The organism is Enhygromyxa salina (assembly GCF_000737335.2).
In the GTDB taxonomy this organism is placed as follows: domain Bacteria; phylum Myxococcota_A; class Polyangia; order Nannocystales; family Nannocystaceae; genus Plesiocystis; species Plesiocystis salina_C.
Window position 1 is genome coordinate 58,940 of record NZ_JMCC02000015.1, and the last position, 18,402, is coordinate 77,341.

15 protein-coding genes are annotated in these 18,402 nt (G+C 68.4%); 8 read left to right on the plus strand and 7 right to left on the minus strand.

From position 1 onward, the window contains the following. From DB30_RS07780 to DB30_RS07810, 7 genes are all read right to left on the minus strand, one after another. Window positions 1-2,742, minus strand: a complete 2,742-nt coding sequence (locus tag DB30_RS07780; RefSeq protein WP_240480187.1) for a carboxypeptidase regulatory-like domain-containing protein — start codon at window positions 2,740-2,742, stop codon at window positions 1-3. 13 nt (window positions 2,743-2,755) lie between these two features. Then, window positions 2,756-3,703 (minus strand): energy transducer TonB, encoded by a 948-nt coding sequence (locus tag DB30_RS07785; RefSeq protein ID WP_052547388.1) that lies wholly within the window; start codon window positions 3,701-3,703, stop codon window positions 2,756-2,758. Window positions 3,704-3,712: 9 nt separating this feature from the next. Beyond that, the gene (locus DB30_RS07790) at window positions 3,713-4,168 is read right to left on the minus strand and encodes an ExbD/TolR family protein (RefSeq protein WP_052547390.1); all 456 of its coding nucleotides are present in this window, start codon (window positions 4,166-4,168) and stop codon (window positions 3,713-3,715) included. Between the two features lie 3 nt (window positions 4,169-4,171). After that, window positions 4,172-4,819, minus strand: coding sequence for a MotA/TolQ/ExbB proton channel family protein (locus DB30_RS07795; RefSeq protein WP_052547393.1), 648 nt, complete (start codon window positions 4,817-4,819; stop codon window positions 4,172-4,174). A 315-nt stretch (window positions 4,820-5,134) separates the two neighbouring features. Continuing rightward, on the minus strand, window positions 5,135-6,229 hold the full coding sequence (truD, locus tag DB30_RS07800) for a tRNA pseudouridine(13) synthase TruD (RefSeq protein ID WP_052547394.1): 1,095 nt from the start codon (window positions 6,227-6,229) through the stop codon (window positions 5,135-5,137). 106 nt (window positions 6,230-6,335) lie between these two features. Then, the gene (locus DB30_RS07805) at window positions 6,336-7,079 is read right to left on the minus strand and encodes a tetratricopeptide repeat protein (protein ID WP_165703667.1); all 744 of its coding nucleotides are present in this window, start codon (window positions 7,077-7,079) and stop codon (window positions 6,336-6,338) included. A 44-nt stretch (window positions 7,080-7,123) separates the two neighbouring features. After that, complete coding sequence (locus DB30_RS07810; RefSeq protein ID WP_052547398.1) at window positions 7,124-8,290, minus strand: outer membrane protein assembly factor BamD; 1,167 nt, start codon at window positions 8,288-8,290, stop codon at window positions 7,124-7,126. Between the two features lie 293 nt (window positions 8,291-8,583). On the opposite strand from DB30_RS07810, the gene DB30_RS07815 reads away from it, so the two are divergent. From DB30_RS07815 to DB30_RS07850, 8 genes are all read left to right on the plus strand, one after another. Continuing rightward, window positions 8,584-10,014 (plus strand): APC family permease, encoded by a 1,431-nt coding sequence (locus DB30_RS07815; protein ID WP_052547400.1) that lies wholly within the window; start codon window positions 8,584-8,586, stop codon window positions 10,012-10,014. An 8-nt stretch (window positions 10,015-10,022) separates the two neighbouring features. Next, window positions 10,023-10,649: a hypothetical protein gene (locus DB30_RS07820; protein WP_052547401.1), complete on the plus strand. Its 627-nt coding sequence runs from the start codon at window positions 10,023-10,025 to the stop codon at window positions 10,647-10,649. A 63-nt stretch (window positions 10,650-10,712) separates the two neighbouring features. Beyond that, complete coding sequence (locus DB30_RS07825; protein WP_052547403.1) at window positions 10,713-11,330, plus strand: hypothetical protein; 618 nt, start codon at window positions 10,713-10,715, stop codon at window positions 11,328-11,330. A 281-nt stretch (window positions 11,331-11,611) separates the two neighbouring features. Further along, window positions 11,612-12,655: an alpha/beta hydrolase gene (locus tag DB30_RS07830; RefSeq protein WP_205632935.1), complete on the plus strand. Its 1,044-nt coding sequence runs from the start codon at window positions 11,612-11,614 to the stop codon at window positions 12,653-12,655. A gap of 13 nt (window positions 12,656-12,668) precedes the next feature. Continuing rightward, window positions 12,669-13,271 (plus strand): hypoxanthine phosphoribosyltransferase, encoded by a 603-nt coding sequence (hpt, locus tag DB30_RS07835; protein ID WP_052547406.1) that lies wholly within the window; start codon window positions 12,669-12,671, stop codon window positions 13,269-13,271. A gap of 6 nt (window positions 13,272-13,277) precedes the next feature. Further along, window positions 13,278-14,687, plus strand: a complete 1,410-nt coding sequence (locus DB30_RS07840) for a hypothetical protein (protein WP_052547408.1) — start codon at window positions 13,278-13,280, stop codon at window positions 14,685-14,687. 41 nt (window positions 14,688-14,728) lie between these two features. Then, window positions 14,729-16,582 carry a DUF885 domain-containing protein gene (locus DB30_RS07845; RefSeq protein WP_052547411.1) on the plus strand — a complete coding sequence of 618 codons (1,854 nt, stop codon included), beginning with the start codon at window positions 14,729-14,731 and terminating at the stop codon, window positions 16,580-16,582. Further along, window positions 16,582-18,249, plus strand: a complete 1,668-nt coding sequence (locus tag DB30_RS07850) for a hypothetical protein (RefSeq protein ID WP_052547413.1) — start codon at window positions 16,582-16,584, stop codon at window positions 18,247-18,249. Before DB30_RS07845 ends, DB30_RS07850 begins: the two co-directional genes overlap by 1 nt. Window positions 18,250-18,402 lie beyond the last annotated feature (153 nt).

Sequence of the window (18,402 nt, forward strand, 5' to 3'; positions counted from 1 at the left end):
TCACAGCTCCACGCGGAAGCCGATCGAAGGAATGATAGGCAGAGAGTTCACCGTAGAGAAGCTCTGATAGTCGTAGGCGTAGTTGATGAACTCGGGGTTTTGCTTGTTGTAGACGTTCTGGACGTCGGCGTAGACGCTCATCTGCAGCGCAGGCAGCACCCAGGTCTTGTCGAGGCGCAAATCCAGCTGATGGAAGGTCGGCAGCCGATCGCCGTTGACCGGGCCGGTGATCGGCGTGTAGATGCCGGCCTGCGCGTCGAACACGCCGTCGTTGACCGCGGTGTAGGGGTTGCCCGAGACCAGCCGAAAGCGGGCGCCAAACTGCCAGCCACGCGGAAATTTGTAGCTGCCGATCACCGTGAGGATGTGGGTCTGGTCAAAGTCGAACAGCTTTCGCTGCTGGCCCGGCGCGTCGATCCTGGTGCTGCGCGAGAGCGTGTACGACACCCAGCCAAACAAGTTGTCGGTCAGGCTCTTGCGCAGCAGCAGCTCGAGTCCGTAGATCCGACCGACGCCAGTGTTGGCGTACTGCTCGGGGCCAAGCTCGCCGGTGCTGCGCGACACCAGCTCCGCCGACGGCGAGACCAGGTCCCACAGCTCCTTGTAGAAGCCAGTGAGCTCGATGAAGCTCTCCCACGGCAGCTCCTGGGCGACCGCCAAGCTGCTGTGCACGGACTTTTGAAGGCCCAGGCGCGGGTTGCCAAACAACTCGTCGAGCTGCACGGGCTGCTGGATGCCCTGGCTGTAGAGGCCGACCGCGGCCTTGAGCGCGGTCGTGTCGGTCAGCTTCCAGACCCCGCGCAGGCGCGGATCCACACCGGCGCGATTGACCGCGGCGAACCACTCGGCGCGAACGCCCGGGTACAGCACGAACCTGTCGGTGAGCGCGAGGGTCACGGTCGAGTACAGGGCCCCGCGAAAGGTCAACCCCGAGACCCGGCGGACCAGCGAGTTGGCGCTGCTAAAGCCCGGCCCGCCGCCGACCCCCGTGGCCGGCGGCGCGGTCACGTCGATGTCGTACAAGGTCGTGTTGACGTCGGTGCCGATCCGCCAGCGCAGGTTCTTGGAGATCTGTCGGCTGAGCTCGGCGCGGCCGCTGATGTCCTTGGTGCGCACGTCTAGATCGAACACGCCGCCCACACCGATCTCGGTCAGCCCGGCCCGAAACGAGGGCGTGACCAGAAACTCCCAGGGCCCGAGCTGCTTGCGATAGACCAGGTCGAGCCGCGAGAAGTACTGCGAGGTCTCGACTTGGTTGCGGACGTCTTCGGTCGCCTCGGGATCGTCGTTGGGCCCGCTGAACGCGAGCTTCAGCTGGTCCGAGCTACCAAACGCGCGGACGCTGAGCTCGCCGCCCGAGACCGGGTAGTCGAACAGCATCTGGTAGTCCCAGTAGCGCGGCGCGACGCTGAAGTTGATGCCCGCGTCGGCCGGCAGCGCCTGGCTCAGCACGAAGTCGATGTAGCTGCGCCGGGCCGCGAGCGCGAAGCTGCCCTTGCCGATCGGACCCTCGGCCAGCACGCCAGCATCGAAGGCGTTGACATCTACGTAGCCGTGGTAGCCGTCGCGGCGGCCGGCCCGGGGCTGCACGTTCACGATGCCCCCGATCGCGTCGCCGTAGCGGCTGTCGAAGTTGCCCGGGATGAAGTCGATCTGCGCGAGGATCTCCGAGGCGAACACGCTGCGCAGCCCGCCAAAGTGAAACAGCAGCGGGATCTCGTGGTAGCCCAGGAACACCGCGGAGTCCTCGGGCGCGGCCCCGCGGATCGCCAACAAGCCCGAGCCAAACGGGGCACGCGCGACCCCGGGGAAGTTGAGCACGGCCTTGAGCGCGTCGCCCTGCGAGCCTGGGAGCTTCGCGATCTCCTCGAGCTCGAGGGTGCGCTCGACGACCTCGGGCATCGCCTCGCGGTCAACGACGACCTCGGTGCGATAGGGGTTTTGCGCCTCGCGCCGGGGCCACACGTTGATCTCGAGCTGCTTGTCGGGCTTCAGCTCGACCACGCGATCGCTGCGGGCGTAGCCAGAGGCCAAGACGATCAAGCGAACCTTGCCCTCGGGCACGCCGCGCAGCTCGTAGTTGCCGCTGGCGTCGGTCTGGGTCTGCACGGTCCACGCGGGCTCGGCCGGATCTTCGTAGAGCGTGCCGCGGATCTCACCCACCGGGAGCTCGCCAGCGGGGATCACCAACACGGAGGCGCCCTCGATCGGCGTGCGGTAGCCAGCCTCGCGCACGCGCCCCAACACGCGCACGGGCGCCTCGGGGTCATCGCCCTGGGGGGTCTGGGTCTCCGCTTCGGTGTTGGGGTTGGACTGCGTGGGCGCCTGTGGCTCGGGCGGACGCGGCGGCTCGACCACGAACGCCAGCGAGAGCTTGACCTCGACCCGCTCGCCTTCGTAGCTGGCGGGCTCATAGCGAAGCTTGGCGACGATGTTGATCGCAACCGGATCCAGCGCGGGATCGGGGCTCTCGAGCACGGTGATCTCGATTGGGACGCCGTCGATCCCGACCACGTACTCCAGCGTGATCTGCCCAGCTGGCGGCTGCTCGCGCTCGAGCAGCGCGGGCGGATACTCGAAGGCCTGCTCGCCCACGCCAACGACGAGCTTGGGCGGGATCAGCTCGCTCGGGGCCGTTGGCGGCGCGGCGGCGGTGGGCGGGCCAGCGACGGCCGTTGACCCACACAGCATCGCAGCCAAGAACGCTGCGAGCCCGCGCGACCGGGATCGCCCTTCATGCACTCGCGCAGCCACTTCAGTCGTTGACCGTGAACGCGTACTCGTAGCGCAGCTCGAAGTCCACCGGCTGGCCGTTGGTCCCGATCGCCGCCTTGAAGCGGGCCTGCTTGAGCGCCTTGACGGCGATCTGATCGCAGCCTTGTCCGATCCCCGTGATCACCTTGACCCCGCGGATCTTGCCGTCGCGCCCGACCTGCACCTTGAGGATGACGTCACCTTGGACCCCGAGCGACGCGGTCGCGGGGCACTCGATCTTGGGCACCTTGACCGGCTTGGGCAGCTCCTTGACGAACAGCTCGCTGCGCGGCTGCCAGGCGGCGGCGGTGCCCTTTTCATCGCCCTTGGGATCGCCGGCGGGCTTGCCCGGCCCCTTGCCCTTGCTGTCCGGCTTGCCGGTGCCCCCATATTCGCCGCCGCTCCCGGTCGGGACGACCACCAGCCCATTGCCGTTGGCCGCCGAGAGATCCCAGCGCTTGGGCGGCGCGGGATCTTGATTGACGGGCTCTTGCTGCTTCTCGGGCGCCTTCTTGGGCTTGGGCTTGGGTGGGGTGACCTCTTTGGGCTTGACCTCTTTGGGCTGCTCTTGTGGTTCGGGCTCGACCTCGGGCTCGGGCTCGGGCTCGGGCTCGGGCGGCTTCTCTTCGGGCTTGGGCTTCTCGACCTCGGCGACCTCGAACTCGATCAGCGCGAGCCCGTCATCCTGGACCCCGCAGCCAACCCGGCCGGCGATATCCAGGGACAAGAACAGCAGCAACAACCCGTGACCCGCGACGGCGCCGCCCAGCGCGATGCCCGATCGGCCCCGGTTGTCGCGGATGAACTCGTAGACGAGGTAGCCGGCGATCGCGGCCAGAACCACCAAGATGCCGGTCGTTGCGTCGAACCCGACCGACTCCGGGCCCGCCCCCAATCCCAGCACCGGACCCTCGACGAGCGCGACTAGCTGGAGACAGGACAGACCCATTGGCGTGACTCAGCCTTTGACCGCGGGCGGCTGCTCTGTCGCAATGGCGTACTTCGTGACGCCGTTTTCACGCAGTAGATCAATCAGGTGGACCATGGCGCCAACCTGGGCTTTGGTGTCGCACTGCACGATCCCCTGCAGCTCGGGGTTTTGGCTGACCCGGGCCGCGATCTCGAGGGCCATCGCCTGGTCGATCTGGGCTTGGGTGCCCTCGACCGGTTGCCCGTCGATCGCGAATTCGCCCCCGCCATCTTGGCCGCGGCACATCAGCACGATGCTCTGGGGCAGCTCTTCGATGTTCTTGCCCGAGCTCGCGTCGGGCTTGTCGACCTCCATGCCCTCGATCTTGTTGATCGTGGTGGTTGTGACCATGAAGATCACCAACAACACCAACATGATGTCGACCATCGGGGTGATGTTGATGCCCGTGATCTCTTCGTCGTCGTCGAGTCCGCCCGCTGCCATGGCTTACTTCGCCTTCTCGCTGCGCTCGGCGAGCTGGGAGACGACCATGCCCGTGAGCGCGTCGGCCTCGGACAGGACCTGCTTCACGCGCCGCTGAAACGCGTTGTAGGCGATCACGGCCGGGATCGCGACGAGCAGGCCGATCGCGGTGGCGACCAGGGCCTCGGAGATGCCGTTCATGATCCCGCTGGCGTCCTCGCCGGTTGTCACGCCTTGCTCACCGAGCAAGTGGAACACCCGCAAGATCTCGAGCACGGTGCCGAACAAGCCGATGAACGGGGCGTTTGAGCCAACGGTGCCCAAGAAGCCAAGGTGCTTCTCGAGCCGGAGCTTCTCTTGTGCGCGGTTGCCCTCGGCCACGGCGCGGGCCGACGCGGGCCCACGATCGGCGACCTTGAACATTGCGACGAGCATGCGCCCACCCGGGGACGGGACATTCTTGACGACCTCGGCGGCCCCCTCGATGTCGTCCTTGCCGAGCTTTTCAGACACCGGCTCGAGCAGCGCGCTGTCGCGTCCTGCGACGCCGCGGAAGAACAGCCAGCGCTCGATTACGATCGCCACGCTGGCCACGCTCAGCGCGACCAAGACCCAAAGTACCCAGTTAGCACCAAGCAGCGCGAGTTGAAGGAAGGCTTCTTGCAGATCCATGGGCTTGTCTGGGGTCGCTGAACGATGAGGCGAGGTCAGGCGAAGTGATGCCCAGCAACGGATATCACGGGTGGCGACGGACCCCGGGGCTCCGAGAGCCGCAAACGCGCGAAAGGTAGCCGAAACATCGTTGCGAGACCAGGCTTGCCACCCCAAACCGGCATTTGCCACGGGTCTGGGCCACTTTGCGCCTGGAGAGTTCGCTGCCCAAGGGCTCTAGTGTGCGCGATCAGCTGGCGCACGGCGCGTGCCTCTTGCCGCCCGCCACACGCGATTGCTTTCATGGCTGGACTGGTCCGCGCTGACCAGGACTGGTCAACCACACAGCTCGCGCAACAACACCGTCGCGTAGCTGCCGGGCGGGAGCGAGAACCGCAGCGCGAGGCCGGGGCTCAGCTCCGGGGCGGTCGCCGACGAGATCGCGGGCGCGGGCGCGAGCTCGAGTTGCCCAGGCCAGACCAACAGCCGCCGTCGCGTGCCCGGGGCGCTGCGACCCAGCCTCGCCAGCTTCGCCGGACTCAGCCCAACGCTGGCGAGCAACGCCTGCTCGAGCGCGTGAGCCGGGGTACCGGGTGTGGGGGATCGCATCTTGCTGCCGAACATGGGCCCGGTGATGACGAGCTCGCCCGCGTCGAGCCGGGCTTGATCTGCGGCAGGATCCTCGCACTCGAACATGCCGCCGCTGTCCCGCTTTTGCAGGATGTCGCCGGCCAACACGCTGCGGCACAGGCCACGCTCGGCGCGGGTCGCGAGGTACAGGTTGAACAGCGCCGACTGGCCTGCGCTCAGGACCAGGTCCCCCTTCTTTTGCCGGCGCCGCTTGCCCGCGAGCGTGGCCAGACCGGGCTCGAGGTTGCGCAGGTCTTTGCCAAACCGCTGCTCACCGTAGTAGTTGCGCAGGCCGTTGGCGGCGAGCCGATCCAGGGACAGCTGCGCGCGAGCCTGGGTCTGGCCAAGCGTGAACGCGGCCGGCAGGTTGCGAACGACCACACAGAACCGATTGCCGTGCAGGTGACCGCGGCGCAGCTTGTGCGAGTGCGGGCGAGGATCGCTCAGCTCGATCGCACCATGCTCGAACCGAGCGAGGTACGCGGCCGCCCCCTCTGGCCGCGTGTAGGGCAGGCTGATCTGCTGGCGGGTCACGGCGTTGCGATCTTTGAGCCCTGCCAGGCCGATCTCCTGGCGCGGGATCCCAAGCTGCCGGCTGACCTCGCGGATCGCATCTTCGGTCGTGAACGCGCGCTTGCGCATCCACACCAGCAAGTGCCCCGGGGATCCGTCGGCCTCGTACGCTGGGAGCTCCTCGACCTCGAAGTCCTCGGCCCGCAGCCGCGTTGCGCCGCCAATATCAGGCAGATCCGCGCACTCCCGCGGCGGATCGCTCACGGCCTGGATCAGTTCGCTGGCCACAGTGAACCAGTCCGCGAAGGCGTCCGCGAGCGGGCGAGAAGCCCTCGCCCGAGCTGAAGACAGTTGCTCGGGGAGCAGTCGTGCGCCCAACGGTCGCCCTCCGGGGTCATGTCGAGCCTTCGCCGGCCATGCGCAGGTACATCTGGGCCCGGGCGTTGTCGGGCTCGAACTCGAGGACGGCCTTCCACTCGGCCCGGGCCTCGTCCTTGCGCTTGGCCGACCAGAACGTCACGCCCAGGTGCAGGCGCGCCGCGAGGTACTCCGGCTTGGCGTCGCGGACCCCGATCAGCTCGTCGATCGCCTCGTCGATGTGACCGGCGTCGCGCAGCGTGGTCGCGAGCTTGGTGCGGATGTCGACGAAGGTCGGGCACAGCTGCAGCGCACAGCGAAATTGCTCGACCGCCTGCGCGAGCATGCCGACCCCCTCGTACGCGAGCCCAAGCTCGCGGTGCAAGTTTGCGAGCTTGCCGCGCACGTACCCATCGAGGTTGTCGACGGCCGTCGCCCGGCTCTCGCGGCCCTCGGCGGCCCGCTCGTACACGGCCTTGGCGTCGTCGTAGCGGCCCAGCTCGTTGTAGCAGACCGCGAGGTTCAGGGCGGCCTCGGTGTACGCGGGGTTGAGCTCGAGCGCGCGCTCGAAATTCAGGCGGGCTTCGTCGGTCCGACTCAGATGCTGCAGGCAGATGCCGAGCATGTTGTGGATGTCGGCGAAGTCGTCGTGGTGCTCGAGGACCTTTGTGAGATGCGGGAGGGCTTTTTGGTACTCCGCCGCGAGGTAGTGCTCACGACCGGCGTTGATGTGGACTCGGATCTCGGACTCCATGATGGCCTGCGTCCAGTGTACTCCCACGCGCCGGAGTACAACTTTGCTGCCCGCGGTGAGCCGCTCTCGCGCTACTGGCCGGGCTGCGTCGGTGGCTGCTCGGCCTCGGGGTCGGCCTCGGCCTCCGGCTCTGCCGCGGGCGGCTTGGCCTCGGCCTCCGGCTCTGCCGCAGGGGACGACTCCGGCGACTCCGACTCCGACTCCGGTGACTCCGGCGACTTCGACTCCGGCGACTTCGACTCCGGCGACTCCGACTTGCCAGCTTTGGCCTTGGGCGGCTTCGCTGCTGGTTCGGGCGTCGCCGTGCCGTCGGTCTTGGGCGCGGCGGGAGCGGGCGCTTCGCCCTCGCGTTTGAGCCGGCGCTGCTCACTGCGCCAGCGCCAGTCCTTGAACTCGTCGGGCTTGGCTTGCGGCGGGGTCTGCGGGACCGGGGGCGAGCGATCTGGGCGCGGGCGGTTGGGATCGGGCGCGCCGTAGCGATCCGTCATGTACTTCAAGTACAGCCGGGCCTGCTGGCCGTGGTGGTGGTCGGGGTGCTGCATCTGCAGCTCGCTGAAGATCTCCCGCGCAAGCTCGATCTCTTCGATGCGCAGGTACGTGATCCCGAGCAAGAACAGCACCTCGGCGTCCAGACCGATCCCAGGGAAGCGGTCGTGGGCGGACTCGAGCCGCATGATCGCGGCCTCGGGGCGATCCGAGTCGAGGTGGAAGCGGGCGACGTAGAGCTCGTGCTCGAGCAACCGACGCTGGACCTCGGCCTCGAGCTTGCGGGCGAGCGGCTCCATCTGCGAGCCGGCGTGATGATCGAAGAAGTAGTCGAGCTCGATCACGGTCTCGCGCAGCAGCGACTGATCTCGCTGAAAGTGCGGCGGCAAGAATGGGACGCTGCTGGGCGCCGCCATGTACGCGCCCACGGCCGCCATGTACGCGACCCAGCCGTTGCGCACGTGCTTGTGCGTGGGGTGCAGGCGCAGGAATTGGCGGAACGCGTCCTGCGAGGTGACGTAGTTCTTGAGCTCGAACTCGGCGCGGGCGATCAGCAGCTCGGCCTCGACGGCGTAGCGTGAGAACGGGAACCGGATCCGCACGAAGTCGGCGTAGGCGATCGCCTCTTCCCAGTCCTTGTCGCCAAACTCGGCCACGGCGAGCTCGTAGTTCTCGCGGGCGGTCTGGCCGTACTCGTCGGACAGGTTGGGCCCGCTCGCGCAGCCGAGCCCGGCACCGACGCTGGCGATCACCAGCGCGCTGGTGAGCGAGAGCGCCCGCAGCCGGAAAAATCGCGACGCACGAGGTGATGACTGCCCGGGCGCACACATCGAGCGAGCAACGCAGGCCGTGGCCGATCCTTGCGAGGCCGACGGATGTAAATCCGGGCCAGGAAGCCGATCAGCGTGAAGACCGCTGTGCACGGCCGCGAAACTAGCCGGTTTTGGCCCTTGGAGCCACCGCCCCCCAAGCCAAGCGGACGCGCACGGGGAGCCTCGTCGCAAAGGCGACAGGCTGACCAGGCTGAGATAGGCTGCCCCGGATCGTGAGTGAGGCTGGCCACAGCTCTGGCGACAGCGCCCAGATGCGTCCGGCGCGGACCCTTGGCGGTCTGCCGGCGCTCGCTCTGGTCGCGGGCTCGATGATGGGGATCGGCATCTTCATCAGCCCGCCAGAGGTCGCGGCGCACGTCACTGGCGAGGGCTCGTTCATGCTGGTCTGGCTGATCGGCGGGATCGTGGCGCTGTTCGGGGCGCTCAGCCTCGCGGAGCTCGGCGCGATGATGCCCCGCGACGGCGGTGACTATGCGTACCTGCGGCACAGCTGGGGGCCCGGGATCGCGTTCGCGGCCGGCTGGCTGCAGCTGCTGGCGATCTTTCCCGGCTCGCTGGCGGCGGTCGCCGTCGCAACTTCCAAATTTCAGCTGCCGGCGTTGTTCGGGCCGGGGTTCGCCGAGCCACTCGTGCTCGCCGGATCGCTCGGCTCCGTGGTGATCCCAGCCTCGCACTTGTGGGCGGCAGTGATCATCGTCGGCTTGACGCTGATCAACCACGTGGGCGTGAAGGTCTCGGGGGTCGTTCAGGTGTTGGTGACCTCGGTGCCACTGGCGGTGCTGCTCGTCGCCACCTTGTTTGTGGTGTGGCAGCACGAGCCAGGCATCGTGACCCCCGTGTTGGTCGAGTCGGGGAGCGATCAGCCAACCGCGCTGACGCTGGCCCGCGCGTACCTGCCGGTGTACTTCGCCTACTCGGGCTGGAACGCGGCGATCTACGTTGGCGGCGAGATCAAGAACCCCGCGCGCAACCTCCCGCGCGCGCTGATCGGCGGGACCGCGGCGGTCACGGCGCTGTATCTGATCTTGTGCGTTGGCTTCCTCGAGGTGTTCTCGCTCGACGGGTTGGCTCACGTCGGCGAGGCCGGCACCGCCGCCGCCCAGGCGATCTTCGGGCCGCTCGGGGTCACGATGATCACCGGGCTGATCGTGCTCGCCATGATCGGCTCGCTCAACGGCTCGGTCCTGACCGGCTCGCGGATCGCGTTCGCTATGGGCAAGCAAGGCGACTGCGCCCGCGCGGCCGGGCAGCTGCATCCGCGCTTCGCGACCCCCGCGGTCGCCCTGTGGCTGCAGTGTGGGATCGCCTTGGGTCTGTTGTTCTTCGACCTCGCCGCGTTTGGCGACGGCCTGGACACGCTGATCGCCTACACCTCGAGCGCCATGCTGATCACCGGGACCTTGACGGTGCTCTCGGTCATGATCCTGCGCCGCCGTGAGCCCAAGCTGCACCGCCCCTACAAGACTTGGCTGTACCCCGTGCCGCCCGTGCTCTACGCCGCCTCGAGCCTGGTCGTGCTCATCGTGCTGGCCCAGCAGGGGGACCTCTCGGTCTGGATCGCTGTGGGCTGGTTCGCGGCGGCGCTCGTGTTTCATCGCCTGATCCGCCGGGGCCGCGTGCCGGATCGAGACCTATCTTGTTAGAATGGGGTGTGCGCACGATCGGACGCGGCCTCGCTGGCCTGATCGCGCTGTGGGCATGCGGCGCCTGTGCTGACCGCGATGGCCTGGTCGAGGTCGCCTGGCTGTTCGACAACGCCAAGCTCGAGCGGATCTACCCGGTGAGCGACATCCCGGACACCTGCGGCTTGGATAGCCAGAGCGGGATCCGCTACGATCTGCGGGTCCGGCTGTCGATCATCGAGAACACGCCGGCGTGCCTGGCGGATCTCGGCAACCCCGACTGCCAAGTGATCGAGCCGTTGCTGTTCCCCTGCAACCGGTTTCGCGGCACCGCCAAGAGCGTGCCCGTCTCGATGCTCGATGACGGCAGCGATCCGGGCTACCTGATGCTCGTCGAGGCCGAGATCGATCCAACGGACACGCCCCCCTTCGTGCCCAACGCCACGTGCCTGTCGGCCCCGGGCCCGCGCGTGCGCGCCGTGAGGCCGGGGCGCATCACCGACCTCGAGGTCTATCAGTTCATCGTCTCGGGGATCGAGAGCCAAGGCGCCCTGCTCGACATCGACATGTGCCGGCCCCTCGAGGACGGCGGCGACGGCGACGGCGATGGTGACGGCGACGGCGACGTGGATACAGGCACCGACAGCACGACCTGAAGCTTTTGATCTGCTTGACGTCCGAGGCACCGCGGGCGACGCTGATCCCCGATCGACGCTCTCATGGCCTGGAACACCCCGCTGCGCACCATCCTCACCACCGTGGCCCTGTTTGGCCTGGCGGCGGATGTAGCGATGGCGCCGGCCCCCGCCCAGGCCCACTTGGCCAAGTGGGGCAGCTGGGAGGTCACCCACCGAAACCTGATGCGCTTGTTCCCCGACGCGGATCCCAACGCGTGGCGGATCAAGCGGTACCAGTTCTCGGACAAAGAGGTGAAGCAGCTCGAGCAACAGCTTGGCTTCGAGCTGTACCCCGAGGACAAGACCCCCGAGTTCTACGTCGCCCACGACGAAGCCGGCCAGTTCCTGGGTGTCGCAATTTTCATCGACCCGCGCACCAAGCCCAAGATCTTGGACGGCAGCGTGCTGACACTCGAGATCGGCATTGGCGTGGACGCCCGCGGCACGATCGACCGCATACGCGTCTACGACTACCGCGGCGACCTACGGCTGACCAAGGAAGACTTCTTGAAGCAGCTAGAGGGCCGCGGCCTGGACTCGGAATTCCGCATGGGCAAGGCCGGCCTCACGCCCGTCCCCGGTGAACCCGAAGAGAGCCAGCTGGTCGCCAACGCCGGCCGCGAAGCGCTGCTGCTCATGAAAGTAGCCCTAGGCCGCTAAAGAGGTGCCCAACGAAGGCACCAACCAAATGTGAAAAAAAAGAGCGCAGCGTTCCCCCAGCCAGACCCGACCTTGGGCCCGAGCGAAGCGAGGGTGTCGACCCGCGCGGAGGCGAAGCCGAGCACAGGGTCGAGTCGGGACGGCTGGGGGTATGAGAGAGAGCGCAGCGTTCCCCCAGACGGACCCGACCTTGGGCCCGAGCGAAGCGAGGGTGTCGACCCGCGCGGAGGCGAAGCCGAGCACGGGTCGAGTCGGGGACGGCTGGGGGTATAATAGCCCCCGTGCCCAGCCATAATTTCATGCGCCCACGCGGGCGGCTGGTGGAGATCACGATCAACTCCGCGGCGCTGCGTGACAACCAACTCGGCGACCCCCACGAGCGCACCGCGGCGGTCTACCTGCCAGCCGGATACGACGAGGGCGAGGGTGCGGGCTACCCGATGTTCGTGGCGCTCGCGGCATTCGGCGGCAGCGGGTTCAAGCTGCTCAACTGGCAGAGCTTTGGCGAGAGCCTGCCGCAGCGGATCGACCGGCTGATCAGCGAGGGCGAGATGGGCCCGGTGGTGCTGGTCATGCCCGACGGCTTCACCCGGCTCGGCGGCAACCAGTGGATCGACTCCCCGGTGCTCGGTCGCTGGGAGGCGCACGTGCTCGAGGAGTTGATCCCCGAGGTCGAGGCGCAGTTCGACGTCAAGCGGGGCCCCGCGCACCGGGCGGTGTTCGGGCACTCGAGCGGGGGCTACGCGGCGCTGATCCACGCGATGAAGCACGGCGAGCACTGGGGCGCGGTCGCGTCGCACAGCGGCGACGTCGGCTTCGAGCTGGTCTATGGGCGCGAGCTCCCGGGCGCGCTCGCCAGCTTGGCCGGGTGCAACAATGATCCGCAGGTGTTCCTCGACAAGCTGTGGGCGGCCGACAAGATCGGCGGCAGGCAGTTCAACACCTTGATGCTGCTGGCGATGGCGGCCACCTACGCCCCGGAACCGGACGCGCCCTACGGGATCCGGCTGCCGGTCGATCCCGACACCTGCGAACGCGACGCCAAGCGATGGGCCCGGTGGCTCGCCCACGATCCCCTCGAGCTGGCCGCGCTCCCGAGCGCGCACGAGTCCATGCAGCAGCTGCGTGGCCTGTACCTCGACTGCGGCTCACGCGACGAGTACTTCATCCACTTCGGCTGCCGCGCGCTTGCCCGCAAGCTGGTCGATGCGCAGATCAACCACGTCTATCAAGAGTTCGACGGCGGGCACTCGGGCGTGAGCCATCGCCTCGATGTCTCGCTGCCGTTCTTGTACCGGGCACTGAACGGCTGCGGCGCAGCGTGATACCGTCGCCGCCATGAGCGACGAGACCACCGCCGAATCCTTGGCCGCGATCTGGGAAGGTGGCCTGCGCGCAGATCTGCGCGAGGTCCTGTTCGATGCGCCCACTGTCCACGAGCGCGTGGTCCAGATGGGCCGGGCGATCACCAAGGACTACGCCGACAAGAGCCCGCTGTTGTTGCTGGGCATTCTCAAGGGCTCGTACCCGTTCCTGGCTGACCTCGCGCGCACGGTCAACCTGCCGCTGACGGTCGACTTCATGGCGGTGTCCTCGTACGGCGCCGGGACCAAGTCCTCGGGCGTCGTCAGGATCCTCAAAGACCTCGATCGCTCGATCGAGGGTCGCCACGTGCTGATCGTCGAAGACATCATCGACACCGGGCTGACCCTTCACTACCTGCGCGAGAACCTGCGGGGGCGCGGCCCGGCGTCCGTGGAGATCGCCGCGCTGCTGGACAAGAAGTCGGTGCGCAGGGGCAAGGAGCTCGAGGACATGAACGCCCGCTACGTCGGGTTCGAGTGCCCCAACGAGTTCGTCGTTGGCTATGGCCTCGACTACAAGGGGCGCTACCGCAACCTCCCCTTCATCGGCGTGCTGCGACCCGAAGTCTACAGCTAGGAGCCCGTGGATTTTTGGGTCGGCGGCTACGTTCAGGATCTGCTGATCATCATCTCGTTGATCGCGGTCGCGGCTGGGCTGCGCCGGGTGATCCCGCCACTGCAAACGCTGGGCATGCCCGACGCGTTGATCGCAGGGTTGATCGGCGTGGTGTGTGGGCCGGCGGTGATCGGGTTGCTGCCGTTCTCGGCGGCGCACCTCGAGGTCATCATCTATCACGCGCTGGCGCTGGTGTTCATCGCGGTGGGCCTGCAGGCACCGCCGCCGGGCAAGCGCACGGGGACGGCGCGCTCGATCGCCTTCGCTATTCCAGCAATCGCAACCTTGCAAGCGATCGTCGGGCTTGGCTGCGTGCTGATCTGGAACGCGACCCAAGGCGGACCGGAGCTGCACACTGGCTTTGGCGTGATGCTGCCGCTGGGCTTCAACCAAGGTCCGGGCCCGGCGATGACCTTTGGCGCGGCGTGGGAGGACAAGGCGGGGATGTCGGACGGCGCGCAGATCGGGCTGATCATGGCGGCGCTCGGCTACACCTGGTGTTGTGTGGTCGGGGTCGTGCTCGTGGCTTGGGGTCGGCGCCGCGGTTGGGATCAGACCAAGGGCGCCGGCGAGACAGTGGCGATTGCAGCAGACGCCCAGCAGCAACGCGCGCCCGCGCGGCGGGCCAAGCATGGCGGGCTCGAGCCGCTCACGGCCCAGCTGGTTGCGATCGCGCTCGTGTACTTGGCGACTTGGGTGTTCCTCGAGCTCGTGACCCCGCTGCTGCCCGAGCAGCACCAGCCAACGGTGTGGGGCTTCCACTTTCTGATCGCCACTGGCTTCGCGCTGACCCTGCGCCCGCTGGCCGCCCGGCTCCCCGGCGGGTCTCCGCTCGACAATGACCTGCTCGCCCGGACCAGCAGCACGATCGTCGATGTCGCGACCTGTGCCGCGCTCGCGGCCGTCAGCGTCACGGTGCTGGGCCAGTACCTCGCCCCAGTCCTGTTGATCTCCACGGTGGGTGGACTGGCGACCTTGCTGGCCTGCGTGTGGATGGCCCGACGTGCGTTCCCGTCCCGGCCCTTCGAGCACGCGATCGTCACCTATGGCTCGCTCACCGGCACCGCTACAACCGGCTTGGCGCTGCTGCGCATGCTCGATCCCCAGCTCGAGGGCCCGGCGGCCCGCAACTACGTGCTCGCGGTCCCGCTCTCGGCGCTGCTCGCCCTGCCCTTGCTCATCGTGATCCAGATCCCCGTGGGCACGTTCCCCGCCGACTACCCCGGGACCGCGCTGTCGGTGCTGGGCATGCTGTTCGCCTACGCGGTGATCCTGGTCCTGGCGTGGCGCTTCTTGGCGCCGCTGCGGTTCGGCAAGACCCCATGGAAGCTCTGGTCCACCGCTGACGGCGACCGATCCGGGGATGCCCCGGGCTGATCGCTTGCGTCGCTCGCAGGGGCCTGAAATCCTCGCCTCTCATGATCACGCCCGCCCTCCGCCGCTTCGCTCCGCTCTTGCTGGGCGCGATCGGCCTGCTGGGGGTCGGCGGCTGCAAGGGCGCAGGTGCGGGGGCGTCGGTTCAACCGGTCGCGGCCGCGCCCAGCGATGACAGCCTCGAGCGAGAGCTCGCCCGCGCGGCCGCGGGCGTCCAAGACCCGGCGCTCGCGCTGCTGCTGCGCGAGCACTGGGCGGTCCACCTCGAGCGCTCGCCCGTGTTCGCAACCAGCATTGGCGTGCACGCCTTCGACGATCGCTGGCCAAGCCTGGGGCCAGAAGCGCGCGCGCGGGCCCACCAAGATCGCGTCGCGTTCCTGACCCGCGCGCGCGCGCTCGACAAGCTCGACAAGCTCGATCAGGACGACCGCCTGACCGTGGAGCTGTTCATCGCCGAGCTCGAGTCCAGCGAGGCCCGCAGCGTGTGTCAGCTGTGGGCGTGGAGCGTGTCAACCCGCGACAACGCGCTGAGCGAGCTCGCTGGAGTCGCCGAGCTCGTGCAGCTGCGGACCCAGGCCGACGCGACCGCTCTGCTCGCGCGCTACCGCAGCTTCCCCGCCCTCGTCGACGCCCAGATCGCGGATCTGCGCGACGGCCTGCGCCGCGGTTTGGTCGCCGACGCCGAGACCTTGGGCCGAACCGTGGACATGCTCGAGCGACAGCTCGCCGCGCCGATCGACGAGTGGAGCGCGATGACCCCCGTCGCGGACGCCAAGACGCCGGACGAGCTGGCGATCCGCGATCAACTGAGCGAAGTCGTCACCGCCCAGATCGCGCCCGCGCTGCAGCGCTACGTCGCGGTCTTGCGCGACGAGCTGCTGCCCGCCGCGCGCGACGGCGCCAACGTTGGCGTTGGCGCGCTGCCGGACGGCGCCGCTTGTTACACTGCGCTGATCCAACACCACACCAGCGAGCAGCCCAGCGCCGATCAACTGCACGAGCTCGGACTCGCCGAGATCGCCCGGATCGACGCGGAGTTTGCCCGGCTCGGCGAGCGCGTGTTCGGGACCGGCGAGCTCGAGCAGGTGCTCACCCGGCTCCGCACGGATCCAGCGCTGTACTTTGACAGCGCCGAGGAGGTCGAGACCTTCGCACGCGAGAGCCTGGCCGCTGCGTCGGCTGCGGCTCCGCGTTGGTTTGCTCGGCTGCCCAAGACCGCCTGCGAGGTCCGGCGGATCCCCGACTACGAGGCCCCCTACACGACGATCGCCTACTACCGCCAGCCCAGCGAGGTCGAGCCTGGCGTGTACTTCATCAACACCCACGCGCCCACGACCCGACCGCGCTATGAGGCCCGGGTGCTAGCGATCCACGAGGCCGTCCCCGGTCATCACACGCAGATCGCTATCGCGCAGGAGCTGCCCGACGCCCCCGCGTTTCGTCGCCACGGCGGCACCACCGTGTTCGTAGAAGGCTGGGCGCTCTACACCGAGCGCCTCGCCGACGAGATGGGCCTGTACGAGACCGACCTCGATCGACTTGGGGTCGCGAGCTTCGACGCGTGGCGAGCCGCCCGCTTGGTCGTGGACACGGGCATCCATGCCAAGGGCTGGACCCGCGAGCAGGCGATCGCGTTCATGCTCGCGCACACGGCCCTGGCCGAGAACAACATCATCAACGAGGTCGACCGCTACGTCGGCTGGCCCGGCCAGGCGCTCGCGTACAAGTACGGGCAGCTCGAGCTCCTGCGCCTGCGCGCCGAGGCCGAGGCCGCGCTCGCAGGGTCGTTCGACATCGCGGGATTTCACGACGTCGTGCTTGGCGCGGGGCCGGTGACCTTGCCGATCCTGCGTCGGCGGGTGCGTGCATGGATCGCGCAACAGCGCGGGGCAAACTAATGCGGGCTGTCCTGCAGACTGTGCTCGCGCTGGTGGCCGTGCTGCTCGCATGGCCCACGCAGGCGCGCGCGCAGTCGCCAACCGCCGAGCCCTCGAGCAACCCAGACATCCGCGCGCTGTGGTCGGACGGCGGCGAGCTGCTGCTCGCGGGCGGGCGCCAAGCGATCTATCTGTACGGACGCAGCGGTCAACAAGAGGCCGCAGAGTCGGTCGACGTCGAGCTGTTCGTCGACGCCGCCGGGACCCGGGCGGCCGGCAGCGTGCTCGCCGTGTTCGCCGCGGCAGACGGGCGCGTCGTCTCGTGGCGCCCGGGTGCCATCACGCAAGAGCGCGCCCCCTTGGTCGAGGGCGACGAGCTCGTCGCGGTGGTCGTTGACGCCAGCGGTACGATCTTCGCGATCGGCCGCGAGCACGCGCTGTACGAGCGAAGCGCCCGGCGCTGGTACGTCTACCCCTATCCAACCAGGATGCGTCCGCTGGCCGCGGCCAGCAGTCCCGGCGGTCGCGTGCACATCGTCGGCCGCGACGGCCTGCTGGTCCGGTTCTTGGACGGCGAGTGGGATCGACCCCTGGTCCCAGGCCTGTCCCCCGAGACGATCCGCGCGCCCTGGTACGACGCTTGGTACAGCGCGGTGACCGAGTCTCTGTGGGTTCGGGTCGGCCGCGACCGCCTCGTGCAGGTCGAGTTTGGTGATCAGCGCGCCGCGACCCAGGCCGAGATCGAATCCCAACCGCTGATGCGCGAGGTCGAGGACGAAGCCGGCGAAGCCCACACCGCGGAGCTGCACGTGTCTGGCTCGGTCCCGACCCGCGAGCACGCGATCCCGATCGACGCCCCGACCGAGGGCGAGCCGCCCCCCGGGTTCACTGGGATCACCGGGGTGTCCTCGGCGGCCGGTGATCGCGTGGTCACGACCGCCGGTGGTCGCGTGTGGCTGTGGGACCGCGAGCGCTTCGTGCTGGTCGGCAGCGACGTTGGCTTGGTTCACGATCTGGTCCTCGATGAGGGCGAGGACGTGGCGTGGGTGGCGACCCTCGATGCGCTCGTGCGGGTGCCGCTCATCGCGACCGCGGCCCACCAGGCCGAGCAGCCTCTGGCGCAGTCGGATCAAAAGCTGCTCGAGCGCCTGCGACGGCGCGAGGCCTGGCAGCTGCGCAACGCCGACGCGCCGCGGTTTTTCTGGATGCCAACGATCCGGATCGACAACGGCGTCGTGTTCCCGCTCGGCGCGGATCCGGTCGCCGGCTACTCGCTCGAGCTCGCCGCAGGCGCCATGCTGCAGCCGCTGGTCAAAGATCGCGGCCCCACGTTGTGGGTCTGGCCGGAGCTCGCCTACCGCTACGAGACCCACCCCACCCGCGGCGGTCACTTGTTTGATCTTGGCGTCGGCGTCGGGTTTGGGACCCATCTCGTCGCCGCCTTCTACCGCCCCCGCTTGGTCCTTGGCGGCATCGATCGCCCGACCAACGACGGCCCCGCCGTCTACGGCCTGCGGCACGGGGTCGCGCTCGAAGCCCTGTGGGGCGTCGTCGGCGTCGAGTTCAGCCACCAGGTGCTCGGGACCAACGAGGGCCCCCTCAACGACGTCCGCTTGGGCCTGAGCATCAACCTCGCGCCGCTGATCTGGATCGGGATCCTGTGGGCGACGATCCCGACCGGCGACTAGCGCCCCCCAAGCCGGTCTGGGCGGCCACCCGAGCCCCGACCGCCCCCCGAGCCGTTCTGGGCGCCCACCCAAGCCCAACGAATGAAGCGGGAGCGAGCGAAGCGAGGGACCTGCGAAGTGCCAAGCCGGCCGCGGGGGTCTAAAAAGCACGGG

Coding starts and splice junctions, on each gene's coding strand:
- DB30_RS07785 (WP_052547388.1), bottom strand. CDS start 3,703: ATGGGTCTGTCCTGTCTCCAGCTAGTCGCGCTCGTCGAGGGTCCGGTG.
- DB30_RS07790 (WP_052547390.1), bottom strand. CDS start 4,168: ATGGCAGCGGGCGGACTCGACGACGACGAAGAGATCACGGGCATCAAC.
- DB30_RS07795 (WP_052547393.1), bottom strand. CDS start 4,819: ATGGATCTGCAAGAAGCCTTCCTTCAACTCGCGCTGCTTGGTGCTAAC.
- DB30_RS07825 (WP_052547403.1), top strand. CDS start 10,713: ATGGCCTGGAACACCCCGCTGCGCACCATCCTCACCACCGTGGCCCTG.
- hpt (WP_052547406.1), top strand. CDS start 12,669: ATGAGCGACGAGACCACCGCCGAATCCTTGGCCGCGATCTGGGAAGGT.
- DB30_RS07845 (WP_052547411.1), top strand. CDS start 14,729: ATGATCACGCCCGCCCTCCGCCGCTTCGCTCCGCTCTTGCTGGGCGCG.
- DB30_RS07850 (WP_052547413.1), top strand. CDS start 16,582: ATGCGGGCTGTCCTGCAGACTGTGCTCGCGCTGGTGGCCGTGCTGCTC.